At 31.3% G+C, this 19,651-nt stretch carries 21 protein-coding genes; 7 read left to right on the top strand and 14 right to left on the bottom strand.

Annotation, left to right across the window (positions count from 1 at the left end):
- Nucleotides 1-465: 465 nt before the first annotated feature.
- From OCL94_RS12380 to OCL94_RS12370, 3 genes are read left to right on the top strand one after another with little or no spacing between them, the layout of a single operon-like run.
- A complete protein-coding gene (locus OCL94_RS12380) occupies nt 466-918 on the top strand; it encodes a MarR family winged helix-turn-helix transcriptional regulator (protein ID WP_262997232.1) in 453 nt (150 codons plus the stop codon).
- Nucleotides 918-1,826 (top strand): permease, encoded by a 909-nt coding sequence (locus tag OCL94_RS12375; protein WP_262997231.1) that lies wholly within the window; start codon nt 918-920, stop codon nt 1,824-1,826. Before OCL94_RS12380 ends, OCL94_RS12375 begins: the two co-directional genes overlap by 1 nt.
- A gap of 12 nt (nt 1,827-1,838) precedes the next feature.
- Complete coding sequence (locus tag OCL94_RS12370; RefSeq protein ID WP_262997230.1) at nt 1,839-1,979, top strand: hypothetical protein; 141 nt, start codon at nt 1,839-1,841, stop codon at nt 1,977-1,979.
- A 139-nt stretch (nt 1,980-2,118) separates the two neighbouring features.
- Here OCL94_RS12370 and OCL94_RS12365 read toward each other — a convergent pair whose 3' ends face one another.
- From OCL94_RS12365 to OCL94_RS12340, 6 genes are all read right to left on the bottom strand, one after another.
- Nucleotides 2,119-2,502 carry a hypothetical protein gene (locus OCL94_RS12365; protein WP_262997229.1) on the bottom strand — a complete coding sequence of 128 codons (384 nt, stop codon included), beginning with the start codon at nt 2,500-2,502 and terminating at the stop codon, nt 2,119-2,121.
- 214 nt (nt 2,503-2,716) lie between these two features.
- On the bottom strand, nt 2,717-3,454 hold the full coding sequence (locus tag OCL94_RS12360; RefSeq protein ID WP_262997228.1) for a class I SAM-dependent methyltransferase: 738 nt from the start codon (nt 3,452-3,454) through the stop codon (nt 2,717-2,719).
- Nucleotides 3,455-3,608: 154 nt separating this feature from the next.
- Nucleotides 3,609-4,484: an alpha/beta fold hydrolase gene (locus OCL94_RS12355; protein WP_262997227.1), complete on the bottom strand. Its 876-nt coding sequence runs from the start codon at nt 4,482-4,484 to the stop codon at nt 3,609-3,611.
- A 9-nt stretch (nt 4,485-4,493) separates the two neighbouring features.
- Nucleotides 4,494-5,261: a nucleotidyltransferase family protein gene (locus OCL94_RS12350; protein ID WP_262997226.1), complete on the bottom strand. Its 768-nt coding sequence runs from the start codon at nt 5,259-5,261 to the stop codon at nt 4,494-4,496.
- Nucleotides 5,262-5,280: 19 nt separating this feature from the next.
- Nucleotides 5,281-5,739 carry an NUDIX hydrolase gene (locus OCL94_RS12345; protein WP_262997225.1) on the bottom strand — a complete coding sequence of 153 codons (459 nt, stop codon included), beginning with the start codon at nt 5,737-5,739 and terminating at the stop codon, nt 5,281-5,283.
- Between the two features lie 26 nt (nt 5,740-5,765).
- A complete protein-coding gene (locus OCL94_RS12340; protein ID WP_262997224.1) occupies nt 5,766-6,224 on the bottom strand; it encodes a GNAT family N-acetyltransferase in 459 nt (152 codons plus the stop codon).
- Nucleotides 6,225-6,340: 116 nt separating this feature from the next.
- Here OCL94_RS12340 and OCL94_RS12335 point away from each other — a divergent pair, with 116 nt between their 5' ends.
- Nucleotides 6,341-6,856 carry a DUF402 domain-containing protein gene (locus OCL94_RS12335; protein WP_262997223.1) on the top strand — a complete coding sequence of 172 codons (516 nt, stop codon included), beginning with the start codon at nt 6,341-6,343 and terminating at the stop codon, nt 6,854-6,856.
- Nucleotides 6,857-6,941: 85 nt separating this feature from the next.
- On the opposite strand, the gene OCL94_RS12330 is transcribed toward OCL94_RS12335, so the two are convergent.
- The 3 genes from OCL94_RS12330 to OCL94_RS12320 form a co-directional block, all read right to left on the bottom strand.
- Nucleotides 6,942-8,141 (bottom strand): S41 family peptidase, encoded by a 1,200-nt coding sequence (locus OCL94_RS12330; protein WP_262997222.1) that lies wholly within the window; start codon nt 8,139-8,141, stop codon nt 6,942-6,944.
- Nucleotides 8,142-8,329: 188 nt separating this feature from the next.
- Entirely contained in the window at nt 8,330-9,274 is a 945-nt protein-coding gene (locus OCL94_RS12325) for a LacI family DNA-binding transcriptional regulator (RefSeq protein ID WP_262997221.1), read from the bottom strand.
- Between the two features lie 233 nt (nt 9,275-9,507).
- Complete coding sequence (locus OCL94_RS12320; protein ID WP_262997220.1) at nt 9,508-9,900, bottom strand: sporulation protein; 393 nt, start codon at nt 9,898-9,900, stop codon at nt 9,508-9,510.
- 174 nt (nt 9,901-10,074) lie between these two features.
- Here OCL94_RS12320 and OCL94_RS12315 point away from each other — a divergent pair, with 174 nt between their 5' ends.
- Both OCL94_RS12315 and OCL94_RS12310 read left to right on the top strand, forming a co-directional pair.
- On the top strand, nt 10,075-11,079 hold the full coding sequence (locus OCL94_RS12315) for a cation diffusion facilitator family transporter (RefSeq protein WP_262997219.1): 1,005 nt from the start codon (nt 10,075-10,077) through the stop codon (nt 11,077-11,079).
- 12 nt (nt 11,080-11,091) lie between these two features.
- Nucleotides 11,092-11,277: a 2-hydroxymuconate tautomerase gene (locus OCL94_RS12310; RefSeq protein WP_262997218.1), complete on the top strand. Its 186-nt coding sequence runs from the start codon at nt 11,092-11,094 to the stop codon at nt 11,275-11,277.
- A gap of 43 nt (nt 11,278-11,320) precedes the next feature.
- Here OCL94_RS12310 and imm48 read toward each other — a convergent pair whose 3' ends face one another.
- Both imm48 and OCL94_RS12300 read right to left on the bottom strand, forming a co-directional pair.
- The gene (gene imm48, locus OCL94_RS12305; protein ID WP_262997217.1) at nt 11,321-11,770 is read right to left on the bottom strand and encodes an Imm48 family immunity protein; all 450 of its coding nucleotides are present in this window, start codon (nt 11,768-11,770) and stop codon (nt 11,321-11,323) included.
- Nucleotides 11,771-11,826: 56 nt separating this feature from the next.
- On the bottom strand, nt 11,827-12,768 hold the full coding sequence (locus OCL94_RS12300; RefSeq protein WP_262997216.1) for an LCP family protein: 942 nt from the start codon (nt 12,766-12,768) through the stop codon (nt 11,827-11,829).
- 120 nt (nt 12,769-12,888) lie between these two features.
- On the opposite strand from OCL94_RS12300, the gene msrA reads away from it, so the two are divergent.
- A complete protein-coding gene (gene msrA / locus OCL94_RS12295; protein ID WP_262997234.1) occupies nt 12,889-13,401 on the top strand; it encodes a peptide-methionine (S)-S-oxide reductase MsrA in 513 nt (170 codons plus the stop codon).
- 1 nt (nt 13,402) lies between these two features.
- Here the strand turns inward: msrA and mprF are convergent, their stop codons facing one another.
- The 3 genes from mprF to ptsG form a co-directional block, all read right to left on the bottom strand.
- The gene (mprF, locus tag OCL94_RS12290) at nt 13,403-15,946 is read right to left on the bottom strand and encodes a bifunctional lysylphosphatidylglycerol flippase/synthetase MprF (RefSeq protein WP_262997215.1); all 2,544 of its coding nucleotides are present in this window, start codon (nt 15,944-15,946) and stop codon (nt 13,403-13,405) included.
- A 140-nt stretch (nt 15,947-16,086) separates the two neighbouring features.
- On the bottom strand, nt 16,087-17,238 hold the full coding sequence (locus tag OCL94_RS12285; RefSeq protein WP_262997214.1) for an AI-2E family transporter: 1,152 nt from the start codon (nt 17,236-17,238) through the stop codon (nt 16,087-16,089).
- 168 nt (nt 17,239-17,406) lie between these two features.
- A complete protein-coding gene (ptsG, locus tag OCL94_RS12280; protein WP_262997213.1) occupies nt 17,407-19,494 on the bottom strand; it encodes a glucose-specific PTS transporter subunit IIBC in 2,088 nt (695 codons plus the stop codon).
- Nucleotides 19,495-19,651: the final 157 nt, after the last annotated feature.

The raw sequence follows: 19,651 nt of genomic DNA, 5'->3' as shown, positions 1-19,651 counted from the left end.
ATAATTATAAAATAGCAACTTAATTGTAAAAAAAAAGAGTATATATAATATGTAGATTTTACTATATATATTAATCATTAATTGTTTTATATTAATCTATGCGATTATCAATACATAAATGTACTGAAGAATATAATTTTGTAAAATAATAGATTCTCCTTCAATAAAATTCGAGGATGTTATTTGTTATTGATATAAAATAAAGAATTCTACAAGTACTGAAAATCTATTATATAGAATTAATCTTCAAATTCACTATTTTCTTCATATCCTATCCCCTCTATAGATAGTGTAATATTACCTCTTAAAAATATTTTCCGCATAATAAGAAATATCGTTCTTTTAATTCGTCATTTAAAAAATCATTTTTTATACTCTAATAACATAATAATAATTAATTTGATATAGTCAATAGTTGATAATATCAAATAATTATTTTATAATATATCCAAGGAGGTTGATAGTATGAATACTAGTAAATTTAGAAAATTAAGTAGAAGCATTAGTCGAGGATTAATTGAATTAGAAAAAGACGGAGTAAGCTGTTGTGGACTCCCTATGTTACAAAGTCACATTTTAATAGAGTTAGGAGAAACATCCGACATATCTTTAAATGAATTGTCAAATAAACTTTCTTCTGATAAAGCAAGTGTAAGTAGAGCTGTACAATCATTGGTAGAAAAAGAATTTGTAGTACGAAAAACTGAAGAGAGAGATAGACGTTCTGTTATATTGTCATTGAGTTCAAAAGGATTAAAAAATGTTCAAAATATTTCAGAAGAAATGGAACATTATACGAATCAAATTTTAAGTCACTTTAATCCTGAAGAAATAGAAAACTTGTTCTATTATTTAGAAAAACTAGATAATGCTCTTAATAAAGTTGATGCTGATGGCTGTAAAGAAGGTAGTTGTTAATGAATGAAGATTTAATCCTAAAGGTTATAAAAGAATTTTTTTCATTATCTAAAAACTTATTATTGCTTTTCTTTTTAATATCTATTGTTATTAGTTTCTTCGAACCTTATATTCCATTCAGTAAACTCGAAAAATGGATGAAAGAAAAAAACATTTTAATTGGTAACTTTGCTGGGGCCCTATTAGGATTTATAACACCTTTTTGTTCATGTTCAACTATTCCTTTATTAGTGACCATGATTAACAGAAAGATACCATTCCAAATTATTATGACTTATCTTTTTTCTTCTCCATTATTAGATCCATGGATTCTCGGACTTATGTATTATATATACGGGCTTAAAGTTACAATAATTTATGGGCTGGTAACTTTTCTTTTCTCTATGCTGATTGGTTATATTCTTGATATTCTTGGATATGATAAATATGTGAAAAATGTTATTGTTGAAGGTGCTCACCTTGAAACAGATGAAAATAGAAGAAAGAATATATTACTAAATATAAAAATTTCATTAATAGAAACATTTAACCTAATTAAATCTGTTTTTATCTATATTATTATTGGTGCCTTTATTGGTGCTATTATTAAAGAAGCAGTTCCTACTAACTTTTTGACATCTATAGGTGAATATAATCAATGGATTGTAATCCCGATTGCAGCAATTATTGGAGTCCCGTTATATATTAGACTTTCTACCATGTTACCGGTTGCCAATGCTTTATTAGCAGGTGGATTTCCACTATCTCCAATGATGGCGTTACTTATAGGTGGTGCTGGTTCCAGTTTACCAGAAATTATTATGTTAAAAAGTATTTTTCATAATAGATTAGTCATTGCTTTTATTACATCTGTATTTCTTATGGCTACATTTTCTGGATATCTTTTTTTAATTTTAAATTTTAAATAAAGGAGTCTTATTATGAAATTCAAAGATATTTTTAAAAAAAGAGAGAAAGAATGCTGTGAAATCAAAATTATTAATTTAGACGAAAAAAAAGATGGAAATAAGAATGATTCTGATAAAAAGGAAATAAATAAAAAAAATAATATTAATAAATAACATATTTCTTTTAAATTCTAAATAAGTTCAAGACGATGATTATCAAGATTCATACTAAAATATTTATATAATGTAGCACACCCCTAAAGTTGATCATTAAAATTCAACCTTAGGGGTGCTCACTATTGTCGTATAATTTTCAGTCAGATTTATTTCTAGTGTCTTGCAAAACATATTCAGCAAATTCAGATCTTTTAATTCTTCCATGTGCTACATCATACATTTTTTCTATATATTCATCCGATAACATTATTCCATCAATCTTATTAATATTTATAGCAACCTCAACATTAGATATTCTTTTTTCTAGACTCTTTTCTTCAGGCACATACCCTTCAAATGCTATTTTATATCCATGTGTTAATTTAACTTGTGTTCTAAATGATGCTTCATCAATACTTGTAATTCCATCTTTTAATTCTCTAGCAGTAGTATTAGCTATTCCTGAATATTCAGCTATTTCATTAGAAGTTAAATCACTTTCAAGCAATTTTTGAATTTTTTCTTTGTCAACTTCAAACATATCGTCACATCCTTGTTTATTAGATAATCATTACTTAAATATCTATTATTCAAATATCCCCATGGATTTACCGAAATTGAACACAAATTGCTGACGCAATTTGCGGACTCCATCTGTAAGCAAGTAAACTTGCAACATCTGCAGCCTAACGTTTTGTGAACAGTTGTGAAAGACGAGCGCCTTTAAGACCTGGCTTCTTACGTTCTTTCATACATTACTGTTTTTTTGCCTTAATCACTATAAATGGCGGTCGATGATTCACTTTCATAATATCTTCTTCATCCCATAATTTTAGTGAAATTTCAGTATTGCCTGTATCTATAACGCGTTCAATTTGAAATCCATTGTCGATTAATGTATTCATTAAAGTCCCAATTGTACGATGATATCGTATGACTTCAGTATCTATCCATTCAATCGGTCGAGCATTTTCTTCAAAATAATGATCTAATTTATAATGATTGTGCCTACTTTCTACATGCGACCAATGCTCCTGTTGCTTCGTTGCAGTCGTGAGAGGATGCTCAGTTGAAAACAGTAATACGCCACCCCTATTTAGCATGCCATTTAATTTTTGAATAAGCGCTTCATAATCTTCAACATAGTGAAATGCAAGACTTGATACAATGACATCAAACTTGGTTTCAGTTTCAAATGATAATATATCTGAGACCACAAATGAAACACGTTCATCATTAATATTATCTTTCGCATATGAAATCATATTATTAGAAATATCTAATCCTACAATTTGTTTTGGGTTCATATCAAGCATATATTGAATAAACTTCCCCATTCCACAGCCAATATCCAATATCGTTTTTCCTTCAATATCTGGTAGCTCTGCCTTCATCACTGGCATCTCAATCATCTCGTTATAACTTAACTTGTTATTACGAAGTTTTGTATAACCTTTGTAGAAATGCTCATTATCATAAATATTTTGCGACATACGATCAACTCCTATAATTACTTGGGCCCTGTAACTTAATTGTATAGATGATTTAAAAAAAGAATAGACTTATAATTAAAAAATATGTATGATGTATTATAGAAGTGCCTAAAATAACATTACAAATATTTACATATAGAAACTGCCATGAATTTTAATGGCGGTTTTGTTGTACCCAATCACTTATTAATTCTGAAACTTCTTTAGATTTTGCATGATATAAACTATGATTACTGTTCTCTAATACTGTAACCTTAGCTTCTTTTACTTTTAAAAATTTATTAATTCCAAGATTACGAATTGGATTAACCTCTTTTGGCAAATCACATCTTATGATATATATTTCATTATTAATATTTTTAATTACTTCATAATCAGGATATTTTGCTACGTCTTTTGTCATTTGTACTGCAATATCTTCTGAAAGTGTAAATACTAATGCATTATCTTCTATTTTGAATAGTCTTCTATCAATAATATTCTGGGTTGTTGAGTTTCCTTGTTCAGTAAGCGCAGCAATTAACGCTTCTTCAGAATCATATTTTAAAGATTGAATAAACTTTCTAGTATCATTTAATTCTTTTCCTAAGCTATATCCTTCAAAATCACCAGGTACTAAATACCCACCATCAAGTAATATAAGAGATTCAACTGAAAATTCTTTAGCATAAGCTAACCCATAATGTGCTGCTATAGAGTGTCCGATTAAATGAAACTTTTCTAATTGAATTGTTCTTACAAAAGCTTTTACCCACGTCGCAATTGTAGTTGGTGAAAAATCATTCGTACCAATCAACTTCGACTCACCTCTTTCAGGTAAATCAATCGCAATGATATGAAACTGGTCTTGTAATAATTTAATGATTGGTAAATAGTCTAATCCTGTTGCACCAAATCCATGCATTAGAAGTAAAGTTGTTTTATATTCCCCGTTGTTATCTGTTTCAAAATAACTCACTGATCCTTTTTCAGTTGAAACTGATTTGTATATTAAATGATTTTCTTTTAATAAACTATTTATATCTTCCATAATTATCACCTACAAATGCTCAATGATTGTATATATTTTTTCATCATATTCAATGTTATTATTTTGATCGATTGTTTTCTTGAATAATTTCATCGTTTTTTGTAAAAGCTTATCAATGCCCTCAAGGTTTACATCGAACTGATATAAATCTAAAAATGCCTCTTGAAATGCTTGATTTAATAAGTGAAACTGTTTAAATTGATGAAGCTTTTGTTTTTCATTTAATAATTGTATTTCCAAAATAAACTCTTTCATAATATCTATATGAGAAAGCGCACCAATCATATTACTTCTTTTTATATCTATCATCGCTTTTCGATATCTATAAACAAATTCAAAAGCGATATCAGGTGTTGTACGGTATGGTTGTTCTTTATTTATAAAATTATTATTAAGTTCATTCATCTTTTCTAGAACAGATCCATCCGCATCATAAATTACTTTCCACAATGGAGATTGAACACTTAATAATTGAGTGGGCATGATAGATATATCCATCTCTAGACCGCTATCAAAAAATGGAATCAACAAATATATATCTTCTCTGAACATACCTTCTTTTATGTACTTTGCACCCATATCTTCTAAAATATTTTTGATTTTATCTTTTTGCTCCGCAACATTACCACTAACTGCAACCATCATATCAATATCAGAATATGTATCTGAATATCCCTTAACGCCTGAGCCAATTTGAACTGCACCTTTAATATGTATAAATTTTAAATGATTCAATAGTAATTCAAACATATCTTCTCTTTCTTCACTCGTATACATAAATCCACCCCTTGTTCACCTATTCATGATTTATCACATGCTCAAATCCTTCTATTCCTTGCAGTAACTTTTCTTTCAATAATTCAGGTTGGATATTAACATTTTTGATTTCACTCAAAGGAAACCATCGATACTCCATGTCTTCTCCATTTTCATTTCCAATGATAGAAATACCTCTATCCCATAATGATTTAGAATGACATATATAATAAATGCCTAACTCATGAAATGACTTTTCTTTATTATGATACGTTTGTTCAATAAAAATGTTACTTTGTTTTATTTCAATCTCAGCATCAAGTTCTTCAAATATTTCTCTTTTCAATGCCGCTTTAGAATCCTCTAACATTTGAACTTTTCCGCCTGGTGGCGCCCAATAATCAAGAATATTTTGAAGTAAAATATGATTGTTCTCAATGATAAGTGCAGAAGTTCTATATTTAAATCGCATATTCTCTTTTGTAAAAGTGATGTCCATTTTATTCTCCAATTCTTATTTCGAAATTATTTTCTATATGTAACTAAAGTCAATCTATCGTTAATTTGATTGAGCTCACCAAATCTTTCATATCCTAGTTTCTCGTATAAATAACAGTTTCCTTTCTCTTCAAGTATTGTGTTAAGCATCCAGTGTGTTGTACCATGAATAGTTTCAACACATTCAATTGCACTTTGAGCTAACCCTAAATTTCTAAATTCCGGTAGTATAAAAATAGGCGAAATTCGTTTAGGTGACTCATCACATTTATCGACAACCCTAATTGCTCCTGCTATTTCATTATCATGGTAAATAAAATAATAGTATGTAAATGGCTGTTCTAATCTTCTACGAATTAATTCAACATCTTCATTTGCTGGACTGGTTTCATAGTCCTCATATTTATCTAAAAGTGATTGAAAGGATCTTATCTGCATCTCCCAAATTATTTTTGCATCATTTACATTGGCACGTTTTAAGTTCATAAGTCCTCCTGAATATTAAAAGTTATATAGATGAAGAATCACAAAAAATATTTAAAGAATTTTCTGATTAATATATCATATAATTAAATAGATTATTATTCAACAGGAGGAAAAATATGAATTTCATAAAAGTTGAAACTTATAAGTATGATAAAAAAATACATTATTCATGGGAATCAGAATTAATCGAGGAAACTGAAGAGTATATTGTATTAAAGTCTGAACCACCAAGGACATTAAACCACTTTACACGAAACAAAACTTTTGTTTATGATAATGCTTCAATTGAATATATTTCAAAAATTGAGGGTTTTACAATTAACATTGATATTTATGACGATGGTCGCATTGAGTACTACTGTAACATCTGTGAGATTCCAAAAAAAGAAGATAATATTATAAAGATAATTGATTTAGACATTGATATGATCATAGATAGTGATGGTAAACATTATTTTGTAGATGAATATGAATTCGAACTGAATAAGACAAAATATAATTATCCACTAGAATTAATTCACAATATTGAAAGACAAAAATTTAAACTTAATGATTTGTATACTGAAAGAATATTCCCATTTGATGGTTTTCTTATAAAGCATATTGAAAATGTAAGAGTCGACTTAAAATAATAAAATAAAAATCAAAACAGCCATTAACTGTGAATGACTGTTTTGTTGTATCTTTTAATTAATACTGTTTAACTTTCCTATTTATTTATAAATTTATCTCCAACAACTCTAACGCTTTCTCCATCATGACATCTTTATGAAAATCCTCAAGTGTTGACTGGATTTCTATATCTGGCGCTATCCCTTTTAATGCCATAGATTCACCATGGTCTAAGCCATTATATCTTGAGTATGGACACAACAAATCGAATTGATCATTTAGGTATAAATAACCACAGTTAGCATAGTCATTCATTCCTTTTGTCGCTCTTCCGATGACTGTTACAAATTCACTTTCTTTAACTTTAGCAACAAAATTATCACCAGAACTACCACATCGTTCATTTGCTAGTACAATCACTTTAATTCCATCTGCTATACCATCTAGAATAATTGGTTCAATATCATCAGTGAATTTTACCATCCCTTTTGCATAGTTATCAGCCATTCTTTGTCTATACGCTTTAAACGATTGTTTTGTTTCACCTTCATCCATTTTTTCTAGGTCATTATCGATTTTTGCAATCATATGATCACAATATTTTTTAGTGTAATTAAAAGTTAAGCCGTAATCAATTTGTAGTTCATAGTTAGGTGGAAATATGTATTCTAATAAAGGGAAGTATGCGAAGTCACTTCCTCCTCTATTATCACGAACGTCAATGATAATTTTTTTATTAAATTGAAGAATATCAACATTTGATTTAATTGTTTCATGAAGTTTATTGACATCTCTAAAATCAGGTAACTTAATAAAACAATAACCTTCTCTTTGTTCAATGATATAGTCTTGGTCATAAAGCTCTTGTGAGGATTCTAAGAACACATTTTTAATAGTACCATTTGCAAGTTTTACATTTTCATATTTTCTCAAAACATTATGCCATTCATATCTTTTGGGATTAGGATCAAAGAGTAATTCTTTTTCTTTAGATATAATTTCACTTATCGGTAGTCCACCAATTTCAATGATTTCATCACCACGTTCAATCTCTGGATGAATTGATTTATCAACAAAAAGTCTCTCATCAATATTTTTACATAATATAGTCACTTTCTTTTCATTCAATTTATCAATAATTCGTACATGTGGGTCATGCAATCGATTGAGCTGTGCCGTAACATCAACATAGAATTCTTTGATATTAGAAAAATTCATAGTATTTATAATGTCTTTTTTATCTTGATAGCCTACGTATTCTTCAACTAAATATTGTTTTAATAAATTTAATTCTTTTTGAAACAATGGAATACCTCCAATACACTTTTTTAAACTGAATATTCAAATAAATTATACTACTAATTATTTTAAATGTGCATTGGTTTTGAAATTAAATCTAATTAAAAAATAACCCAATAACATATCATTGATAAGTATTTCGGTCAAATAAACGAAATATAAATTTTTCGTCTATTTAACCGAACCATTAATACCTATGTCGACTTTCTAATAATCAAATGAGACGCGAGTTCTTGCGATGTCGTTGATGCTGTCAGAATTAACTCTACACTCTTCTCACCCATCTCACTTAAAGGCAATTCAATACTTGTTATGTCGTTAATTTGTGAGAGTTCTCCGTTTTCGTAAGATATTAAAGCGATGTCTTCCGGTACTTTAATCCCTTGGTTTTGAAATGCTGCATATAACCCTGCACTAACGGCATCATTTGTCACAATCAATGCATCTGGTAAATGGTTTTGTTTTAGTATATGATGTGCGAGTTGCTTTCCGTCCAACACTGATAATCCACCAACATAGATAAAGTCCTGATATTGCATCTGTTTAGGTATTGTAGCATATGCTTTAGCACGTTCATTTGCGCTAAATCCATTTTTTCGATGTAATGTATAGCCTATTTTTTGATACCCCTGTTTTATTAAGTAATGTAATGCGTTTTTTAGTGCTTCATATTGATTAATAAAGATGTACGGTAATTGTTCATTTTTTTCCATAAGTATTATTGGACCGTATTTTTTATAGTCACATATTATTTCAAGCGAGAGTTGTCTTGTTGTAAATATAATGCCATCTATTGATCGATGTTTCAGCATATCTAACACGCTTAATTCTTCATTTTCTTTATAATGTGTTTCAATGACAATAATATGATAATTGTGCTGTGATGCTTGTTTAATCGCCCCTTCAAGTATTTTTAAGTAATAAGGATTTGTAATCCATGGTAGAACGACCGCGATGACGCGACTTTTACCACGAGATAAATTGACAGCAAGATGGTTAGGGATATAATTCAAATCTTCCATTGCAGCTAATACTTTTAATTTCTTTTCTTCTGATATGTATGGATAATCATTCAACACCCTTGAAACTGTTGATACAGAAACCCCTGCTTTTTTCGCGATATCACGAATATTTGCCATATGTAATTTCCTCCTTGCATTGCAACGCGTTTCATACATTACAATCACATTATAGTAATATATTTAAGGAAGAGGTGATTGAAATGAACGGCATTTTAGCTTTATTATCATTATGTTTCATTGAACTCTTTATTGTTAGTGTTGTACCAAAGGTAGAAGACAAGTATTAGTATTCCATTCAAGAATAGCATAATGGAAAACAGACAGGATGTCCTGTCTGTTTTCTATCATTTTTAAAGCGTTGCTTCACTTTCAAAATATATTTGATCTTCATCATAATAATCTACCGCATAATCAACGAAAACATGTGTCATAATAAAAAATTCATGCTGATAATCTTCAATCTTATCATTCGCATCAAAAATAAATGGTATTTCATTCGTCCCATCATATTGTAATATGACTTTAGATACTGGCTTATCAATCGTATGAAAATCACTCGTTTCATCTGTATTTTCTTTACGTTCAATTAATGTCAGTTCAATTCGCTCTATCCCGTTTTCTTCTATATTCTCAAGTGTTACAATACCCGCTATTTGGTCCTGTGGATGAAAAGTTTTCCGTTGCAATAACGTATCAACTTTTGCATCGCCAATCCCAATCGAAGTCATTAATGATTTAAACATGTTGTCACTCCTTTATCACTTGTTCTCAAACGATACAATTAATTGTATCCTATCATATTGAAACGTTTGTTTAAAATAATTCGAAGTTGGTAACAATAATTCAAGAGAATAATAAGTTATTTTAAGCATTTTCGGTTATAATAAAATAATAATAACAAAATAAAGGAGTCTTTTATGTCAGCATTAATTAATTTGCTCAAAAAAGGTAGTGCCTCATCTTTAATGGCAGCTATCGTTAACTTTGTACTCGGGTCATTAAAACTCGCCGCTTACATCTTTACTGGCAACGTTGCAATGTTCGCTGAAATGATGCACTCATTCGGTGATGCTGCCAACCAGTTATTCGTATGGGTCGGTTCAGCTGTATCAAAGAAAGCACCAAACGAAAAATTCCCGTTTGGTTACGGTCGATTAGTCAACATCGTTTGTTTATTTGCAGTCTTAATTGTTGCTATACTTGCTTATGAAACGATTCTAGAAGGAATTCATCATATTCAGCACCCTGCTGCTGCTGGTGATCATAACCCAACACACTTTATGATAAACGTTGGCGTCTTATTAATTGGTGTCTTACTAGAAGGTTCGGTATTATACAAAGCGGGTAAAGAAGTGCTTGAAGAAGTACATAAACCGACGACAGGTATACATCCATTTACAACGAGTTATGCAAACTTAGGTAAAGCGAAACCTGCGACAAAATTAGTATTTATGGAGGACACTGTAGCAACAGGTGGCGGATTAATTGCCTTAATCGCAATCGTTATTTCAAGATTTACTGGATTCACAATGATTGAAGGTATTGTTTCTGTTATCATCGGTTTAGCAATGTTCTACGTTGTATTCAAAGTATTTATGGAGAATGCTGCAGGTGCTATCGGTCGTGCTGATGAAGATATGGAAGTGCATGCTTCAAAGATCATTTTAGAGCACGAAGAAATTTCTGACATCAAACGTTTAGTCGTGATGAAAGAAGGAGAAGATAAACATATCGAAGCACTTGTAGAAACGTTAGATCATGATTTAACGTTACGAGAGTTATCTATTATCAAGAAAGATTTAGTCACACGTTTATTACAAGAACCACACGTGACAGATGTTAATATCGAAATTATGGAAGATGACGGTAATGACGACTGGGTAAGCGGTAATGGTTCTTCAATTAATAAAGTATATGAATAAGGAGAGGTCAATATGCCATTTATTACAGTAGAATTATTAGAAGGTCGTTCAGAAGAGCAATTAAAGAAAATCGTTGAAGACGTAACAGAAGTTGTTTCTAAGAATGCTAACGCACCAAAAGAAAACATCCATGTATTCATTAAAGAATTAAAGAAAGATCGTTATGCAGTAGCTGGTAAACTAAAGTCAGAACAATAATAAAAATGCTTGTCCAAAATGTATTTGGACAAGTATTTTTTAATTATTTATTAGGATTGATACGCGCCGCCATATTAATGCGTTTAGGCGCTTGTTCAGGTTCAATCACCGCTTTAATATCATTTAAAATCATTGTATATTCATTTTGAAAATCTACAGTAGTTCCTTCTTCTAAATATTGATCCAGACCTTTATGAATAATAATATAAATAGATTCATTTACTTCTTTATTCGTACAACTAATCATAAATTGTATTAAAGACTCTGAATAATCGACAGGATATCCAATATGCTCTGAAATTAACCTTACCATAACTGCATGTATTTCTTCAGCTCCAAGATGATGCTTTTGAGCATAACCATTTAATACACCAAATGTATAAGCCACCATTGCCTGATCATCAGCATCACTATGTTCATCATAAATTTCAGATGACTGTAAGCTTTCAGTGACGTTCACTGCGTATTGATACATCGTTTTTAATTCGTTCATCATAATAACTCCTTTAAGTATTAAATTACTTTATTATAACATGGTTGACTGTCTGTCTATTCTTCTAAAAACTTTTTGATGGCTTGTTTATTTTGTTCTTTATCAATTTCAAGTACTGCCCCTGCTTCAGGATAACTTGCTTGCGTATAACTATTTTTAACAGGTACAGTCAACGTATCAGGATCTTTATTCCCTCTTATAACAAAAGACGTGCCCGTTCTGAATATTTCATTGTTCGTCATATCTGTATTGACATAACCACGTGCAATCCCAGCTAATTTCGGTGTTTTCATCAATACTGATAAACTAATCATTTCTTTTTTCAATGCTTTTATAACTTGTTGTTGCCTTCTTACACGACCAAAGTCTGCTTCTTCATCATGTCTAAAACGTGCATAACCTAACAATTCTTTACCGTTAAGATTATGCCAGCCTTTCTTTAAAGATACGCCGATACGTGCCGACATATCTTTTTCAACATTAATCGGTACGCCGGCAGGTGATATTTCATCGACCATTGCTGAAAATCCTTTAAAATCAATAATCGCATAATGATCGATGTCTAAATCTAAATTTTTCTTAATCGTTTTTCGAAGTAATTCAGGTCCACCTAGAGTATATGCGGTATTAATCTTATAATTGCGATAACCCGGAATTTCAGCATAAATATCGCGCATTACAGAGACGATTTTCATTTTTTTAGTTAAATAGTTATATTGTGCAATCATAATAGAATCTGTTCTTGAAGAACCATCTACATTTCTATCTTGCCCTAATATTAATACGTTTAATTTACCATCTTTATTATTAACGCCATTAAATTCATATTGCTTTTGTTGTTTCGTGTGACGTTGTGCAAGTTTTAGTCCACTATCATAACTCGATTTAATATAGATAAAACAGCTCAATAGTAGTACAATGATGAATAATATAATAAAGGGAAGTTTACGAATACGGTGCTTTTTATTGCGCATTAAAGGTGGTGTTATTTCACTCATTTATAAAACCTACTTTCTTATTTCACCAATATATTAAACTTATTAAAAATCAAATTAAAATGCAAGTAAATTCATGTTGTAAATATACAACATTATCGTAATATAATAACAAGGAGGTAGATTGAAATGAAAACAGTTTATTTTGCAGGTGGATGTTTCTGGTGCATGGTTAAGCCGTTTGATACGTATGAAGGCATTGAAAGTGTAAAAAGTGGTTATATGGGTGGTACGTTGAAGCATCCAACATATGCTCAAGTAAAAACAGGCACAACAGGTCATCTTGAAGTCGTAGAAATCGTATATAATGAATCACAATTTCCATTTGATAAGTTGCTTGAAATATTCTTTAGTCAAATTGACCCGACCGATGCTGAAGGTCAGTATATGGATAGAGGTTCACAATATACGACAGCAGTCTTTTATACAGACGAAGCACAACTTCGTCAAACTAAACGCTACATTGAACAAATACAATCACAGTTTAACCAACCTATCGTTACTGCGTTGAGACCAGCTGAAATATTTTATTTAGCAGAAGAAGAACATCAGGATTTCTATAAGAAACAACCTGAACGTTATCAACAAGAGCAATTAGATCGCGAAAATTATATAAAAACGCACAAAAAACACTGAACTAATATTCAGTGTTTTTTGTGCGATTGATGATCGCATTGATACGGATCATCTGTGTGATTAAAGAGCTATCCTTACGATAAACTAAATAACGTGATTGCCAGTCTGGATTGAATTTTTCCTTATAACGTCTTAAGCCTTTGAAGCTATAGAGTCTTGAAATGGAATCAAATATTTTTCCGGCAAATCTTTCCCTATAGAATGCATGTTTATGGCTACCAACATTTGATAATGGCGCCATGCCCATATTGAAATATTGATACCCCTGCTCTTTCATCATTAACATCGTATTTAAATAGAGGCCATCCATCATTTGTAATCCATTCTCTTTCCATCGTATCATGTCGACTGAAATCGATTGTTCGAAATGTGTCGGCATAAACGAAACAAATCCTATAATCTCTTCATCATTTCGAATGACACCAATCGGCGCTTTATTTAAATACGCCTCATTAAACTGCCCAACTGAGAAATTCATTTCTTTTCGACCGTCTAACCATTCATTTGAAATTTCACGTAATTGTGTAATAATTGCACCATCAAATGGTGGTTCAAGTATTTCAAATCGGTAACCTTCTGTTTCAAATTTATTCACTGTTGCACGAAATGCACGTTTTTTCTTACCGCTGATTGTGAAATCTTCAAGTGGTATCACTGCTTCTTCACCAAGTTTAAAGAAGATGTTTCCGAAATCATGATACATCGGTAACAATTTCGGTTGTACTTGATAAAATGCAACATCATAACCGTAAAATTCTGTCTTGTCATAAAATTGAGTGAGTAAACATTTAAATGAATCTTCATTACCGATAGGATCGCCTAACACAATAATGCTGTCATTTTTAAACTGGAACATAACAAATGCATCACGGGCTTCATTTGTAAAAAACAACTTGTCACCGGTATGAGCCAGGTGACTCACGAAATTACCGCCATACGTTGTAATAATCGTTTCAATTTCTTCACTTGATAATGGCATATCAATTTTAGATTTAAATTGTTTATTAAATAAAAATGATAATAGCCAAGTAATCGATGCAAATAATAGAATAAGCAGAATAAAGTAATACTTTAATAAATTACTATCAAAATCAACGCTTTCAGATTGTACTAACCCTTCAAGCTGTAGACTTAATAGCCAGCCATTAACACATAAGATCACAATTGCAATAATGATTGTACTTCCTGCACGCAATAATGTTATTGGGCGACGTAATGCTTTTACATTGCGATTGCCGATAAATAATAAAATTAGTACAATGACAAGCCATAAATATAATATAAAATTACCATACGTTAAAAATAAAATGAGTAATAACGTACATACTGCAAAAATGCTCATAATATGCGCACGTCTTGTATCATGCATGATACCTTTTGCATTGATCATCAGAATAAGTGATGAAACAGTATATAAGGCAGCTAAGAATAAATACGTATTATGCTTAACATCATAGATTGCTTCTATTATGACCATACCATTACTCATTAACAGCATAAATCCCGTTATGAATGTAATAACACCTAATGCAATGGCAGGTAATTTCACGATGAAATCACGTAAAATACTTAAAAATAAATTGCTCGTTTCAATTGCAGGGCCGACATATTTATGATCCTCAAATCGATCTTCGAATTGTTTTCTTGCTACACCTCTAAATTCAAATGTTGATAATACAAGTGCGACTAAAAATGGCACGAAGTAATAGACAACACGGTAAATTAATAATGCAAGTAACACTTTTTCATCTACAATACCCACTGCTTTAAATCCAAAAATGATCATTAAATCAAATGCACCAAAACCACCAGGAACGAACGATAATAAACCGGCAAGTGCTGCGACAACAAAGATACCAATGACAATTGAAAGTGGCACTGGCGAATGAATGACTTTAAAAATAAAATAAAGTACTGTGCTTGCTGCAATCCATTCTAAAGCTGAAACTAGCGTAAACTTTAACCCTAACCAGCGATCTTCATTGATGGGTTTCAAATAACTATAAATTAAGAAAACAGGTAAAAATAATGCCGTGATATAAAGTGCAATATGATACCAATAAAAATGATCAAACGCATGTGTGTCTTCAAAAAGTTTAAATACAATACCTAAACTGAGGACACTCATCCCAGAAACCATTGAAATGAGCATTAAAGAGATGACTTTAATTAAAGGTTTTTCATCTTCAGTATAATTACGATAAACAAGGAGGCGTAAACCTGCACCAATAATACCACCAAAGCCAATGACCGCATTTAGTGCATTAGCAATGAAACTCGTATTAAATAATTTTTTGGTAGGTACTTGTAACTTCAAATTGCGTGCGAGTACAACATCATAAAGTGAAAGTAACATCACGGCTAATAGCCCCGAAATCATTAATCCACCTAATTCAAATGTATTCATTGCTTTAAACGCCTTAATTGTAGCTTTGTAATCAATAGACGATAGTTCATTCAATAACTTGTAGCAAATAAAAATAAACAACACACTAATAAAACCAATTTTAATTTTATTCTGGTGTAATTTTAGAAAGTCTTTCATGAAATACCTCTCTTTCTTTTATTTGTATGTATTCTATAAATAAAATGTAAAACATTAACTCTATTGTACATCTTAAATCTTAATATGCAAAAAGAAGAGGCAGAATAAAAGTTCTCACCTCTTCTACCTTATATGAAGAGCTACTGCTTCTCTACTTCATATGGACCATGCTGATCCTGAAAATACAAATTATATCGAATTTTAAATTTAGTATATAAGAATTGTACAATGACTTTTAAAATCGCATACATCGGTATTCCTAAAATAACACCTACAATCCCTAACATATTACCAGCACTCAACAATACGAAAATAATAGTTAGTGGATGAATTTGCATTGTTTTTCCCATTATATTAGGAGAAATAAAATGTCCTTCTAAAAATTGAACTGCCATCCAAACAACAGCTAATTTTAATAACATAATTGGCGAATCAACGAGTGCAATAATAATTGCAGGACTTATCGCAATCATTGGCCCTAAGTATGGTACGACACTCGTAACAGCAGCGGTACAAGCAAGTACTAAAGCATATTCTAAACCGATAATGTTATAACCGATAAATAAAAGCACGCCGATACAAGAAGCAACAATCATCTGCCCCTGAATATAAGAACCGACTTGGACATTCATTTTCTCAATAATTTCTTTTAAACTACTACGATAACGCGGTGGAAATAAACGAATAAAATACTGTTTAAAATGTTTACCATCTTTTAATAAGAAGAACAATACGAACGGAAAAGTCATAATGATGACAGCCACACTTGCAATTGTGTCAATTATAGATTTTAGTCGTGTCGTAAAGTTACCTAAATAATCACCGACTTTATTCGGTAAATCACTTAAATTTGTGTTCACCCACTTTTGTAAATCGTGCATATATGGGGATATTCGAGAATTAGATGACAAATCATTAAACTTCGATAATAAGTGCTTCATATAATCCGGGAAGTTAGAAGCGAAACTTACGATTTGCTGCTCAATTAATGGTACAAGTACTGTAATAAGCACTGTAAACGCACTGATTATCAGTAGAAATAATAATATAATACCGTACAATCGTTTCACGCGATTACGTTCTAAAAAATCAACAATTGGATTAAGTAAATAATATAATACAAAAGCTAATATAACAGGCCCGATAATCGTATTAAAAATTATGATAAATGGTTCAAAAATAAATGAGATTTTTTCTAAAATAAAGATAAGTATTCCTAATAATATTAAAATACAAAGTGTAAAAATTAAATTTTTCCCACCTAAAAACCGCATAAATCTGTTTTCCATCATTGTTTTCCCTCCTTAAATGGATTTAATTTGTATTACTACAATCTTAAAGTTTACATAACGTGATTATAGTATTCTAAATAGTTGAATTTACTATCAAATTTAACCATAATCATCCTAAAAATGCAAATAAGGACTAGCAGCGCTAGCCCTTATTTAAAAGATATACAATTATTGAATATCTAAAACTTTGTCACCTGCAATTACTTTTCCGTAATTTATATTGTGCATTGTTTTATCGCCTAAATTTGTAAAGATTACTGGCGTAATATCACTATCTGCATTCGCTCTAATATAATCTAAATCAACTTTTAATAATGTTTGACCTTTAGTAACAAGGTCACCAGGTTTCACCATCATTTCAAAGCCTTGACCTTTTAATCCAACAGTTTCTAAACCGAAGTGAATCAATACTTCAACGCCATCATTGCTTTCTAAACCAATCGCGTGTTTAGTTGGGAAATCCATTTTAACTTCGCCATCAAATGGTGCTACAACTTCTCCTACTTCTGGTTTAATTGCAATACCGTCACCCATCATTTTTTGACTGAATACTTGGTCAGGCACAGTTGATAATTCAACAACCTCCCCAGTAATTGGTGCATAAATTGTAGTTGTTTCGTTATTACTTGATACAGCTTTAGCTTCAACAGTTTCTACCGCTTTCACTGTGCCTTCTTCTTCAATATGAACTTGATCTGGACGTGTTACTTCTCCTGACATAATACGTGCCATTTCATGCTTAATTTGATCTGATTTTGGACCAAAGATTGCTTGCATGTTGTTCCCAACTTCAAGTACACCTGCAGCACCTAAAGCTTTTAATTCAGGAACATCTACTTTAGATTTATCTTTAACTTCTACACGTAAACGTGTAATACAAGCATCTAAATGTTTGATATTTTCTTTCCCACCCATTGCATCTAATACATTGAATGGTAATTCACCTGCTGTAGAAGTCGTCGTTTGTGCTTCTTCATCTTCACGACCAGGTGTTTTTAAGTTAAATTTCTTAATTGCAAATGTGAATAAGAAGTAATACACTACCGCATACACTAAACCAACAGGAATAACTAGTAAAGCGTTTGTACGATCCCAGTTTAATAAACCGAATAAAGTATAATCGATGAAACCACCTGAGAATGTCATACCGATTTTAACGTGTAATAAATGCATAACTAAGAAAGATGTACCTGCTAATAACACGTGAATTCCATAAAGAATTGGTGCTACAAATAAAAATGAGAATTCTAATGGTTCAGTAATACCTGTTAAGAATGACGTTAAGGCTGCTGAAAGCATTAAACCACCAACAACTTTTTTACGTTCTGGACGTGCTTGACGGTAAATTGCAAACGCTGCTGCCGGTAAACCGAACATCATGAATGGATATTTACCTGTTGTGAACATACCAGCTGTAAATGGTACGCCATCTTTCATCTGAGCCATCCAAATACTTTGGTCACCACGAACTAAGTTACCCGCAGCATTTGTATAATTACCAAATTCGAACCAGAATGGCGCATAGAATATATGATGTAAACCAAACGGAATTAATGAACGTTCAATAATACCAAAAATAAATGTTGTTAACACTAAGTTTTTATTCAATAAGAATTCTGATAAACCGTTTAATCCACCTTGAATTGGAGGCCAAATAATTGCAAGTGCTGCTCCGACTAAAATTGCCATAACTGAAGTAATGATTGGAACGAAACGTTTACCTGCAAAGAATCCTAAGAATGCTGGCATATTAATGTTAAAGAACTTATTGTAACACCAAGCAGCAACTGCCCCCATGATGATACCACCAAATACCCCAGTTTGAAGTGTTGGTATACCTAAGATTAAAGCATGTGCTGGTTCTTTAGCAGTTTGTCCTAAAGTTTTAGCACCTTCAGCATAAGAATAAATATTGTCGATTGTGATGCCCATGAATTTACCAATCGTAGCATTCATGATTAAGTAACCAACTAATGCTGCAAGTCCGGCAACACCGTCCCCACCAGCTAGACCAAGTGCAGTACCAATTGCGAATAATAAAGGTAAATTATCAAAGATAACTTGACCTGCACTTTCCATAATACCTGATAACATTACGAAAAAGTCTGCTTTTAACCAAGGTGCAAATTGCACGAGTTGATCATTGTGCATTGCGTTACCAAATGCAAGTAAAATCCCTGCTGCTGGTAATAATGCTACCGGCAACATTAAAGCTTTACCGATACGTTGTAATTGACCGAATAATGTCTTGAACATAATACAGTTCCTCCTAAAATGATTTTTTTGTATTAGATTGTAAAACAATAAAATAAAAATAAATACACACTTACACAACATATTCATGTCGATAATATCCCACAAAAAAGGCATGAGTATATACTGGTCCCAAAGTACCAGTCATAACTCATGCCTG

This window comes from Macrococcus capreoli (assembly GCF_025628935.1).
GTDB classification, from domain to species: Bacteria; Bacillota; Bacilli; order Staphylococcales; family Staphylococcaceae; genus Macrococcoides; species Macrococcoides capreoli.
The sequence above is the reverse complement of the archived record's forward strand: the minus strand, read 5'-3'. Positions and strand labels throughout refer to the sequence as shown.

Coding starts and splice junctions, on each gene's coding strand:
- ptsG (WP_262997213.1), bottom strand. CDS start 19,494: ATGTTCAAGACATTATTCGGTCAATTACAACGTATCGGTAAAGCTTTA.
- OCL94_RS12370 (WP_262997230.1), top strand. CDS start 1,839: ATGAAATTCAAAGATATTTTTAAAAAAAGAGAGAAAGAATGCTGTGAA.
- mprF (WP_262997215.1), bottom strand. CDS start 15,946: ATGAAAGACTTTCTAAAATTACACCAGAATAAAATTAAAATTGGTTTT.
- OCL94_RS12340 (WP_262997224.1), bottom strand. CDS start 6,224: ATGAACTTAAAACGTGCCAATGTAAATGATGCAAAAATAATTTGGGAG.
- imm48 (WP_262997217.1), bottom strand. CDS start 11,770: ATGAACGAATTAAAAACGATGTATCAATACGCAGTGAACGTCACTGAA.
- OCL94_RS12360 (WP_262997228.1), bottom strand. CDS start 3,454: ATGTCGCAAAATATTTATGATAATGAGCATTTCTACAAAGGTTATACA.
- OCL94_RS12300 (WP_262997216.1), bottom strand. CDS start 12,768: ATGAGTGAAATAACACCACCTTTAATGCGCAATAAAAAGCACCGTATT.
- OCL94_RS12375 (WP_262997231.1), top strand. CDS start 918: ATGAATGAAGATTTAATCCTAAAGGTTATAAAAGAATTTTTTTCATTA.
- OCL94_RS12365 (WP_262997229.1), bottom strand. CDS start 2,502: ATGTTTGAAGTTGACAAAGAAAAAATTCAAAAATTGCTTGAAAGTGAT.
- OCL94_RS12345 (WP_262997225.1), bottom strand. CDS start 5,739: ATGGACATCACTTTTACAAAAGAGAATATGCGATTTAAATATAGAACT.
- OCL94_RS12380 (WP_262997232.1), top strand. CDS start 466: ATGAATACTAGTAAATTTAGAAAATTAAGTAGAAGCATTAGTCGAGGA.
- OCL94_RS12315 (WP_262997219.1), top strand. CDS start 10,075: ATGTCAGCATTAATTAATTTGCTCAAAAAAGGTAGTGCCTCATCTTTA.
- OCL94_RS12285 (WP_262997214.1), bottom strand. CDS start 17,238: ATGATGGAAAACAGATTTATGCGGTTTTTAGGTGGGAAAAATTTAATT.
- OCL94_RS12350 (WP_262997226.1), bottom strand. CDS start 5,261: ATGTATACGAGTGAAGAAAGAGAAGATATGTTTGAATTACTATTGAAT.
- OCL94_RS12325 (WP_262997221.1), bottom strand. CDS start 9,274: ATGGCAAATATTCGTGATATCGCGAAAAAAGCAGGGGTTTCTGTATCA.
- OCL94_RS12355 (WP_262997227.1), bottom strand. CDS start 4,484: ATGGAAGATATAAATAGTTTATTAAAAGAAAATCATTTAATATACAAA.
- OCL94_RS12335 (WP_262997223.1), top strand. CDS start 6,341: ATGAATTTCATAAAAGTTGAAACTTATAAGTATGATAAAAAAATACAT.
- OCL94_RS12320 (WP_262997220.1), bottom strand. CDS start 9,900: ATGTTTAAATCATTAATGACTTCGATTGGGATTGGCGATGCAAAAGTT.
- OCL94_RS12310 (WP_262997218.1), top strand. CDS start 11,092: ATGCCATTTATTACAGTAGAATTATTAGAAGGTCGTTCAGAAGAGCAA.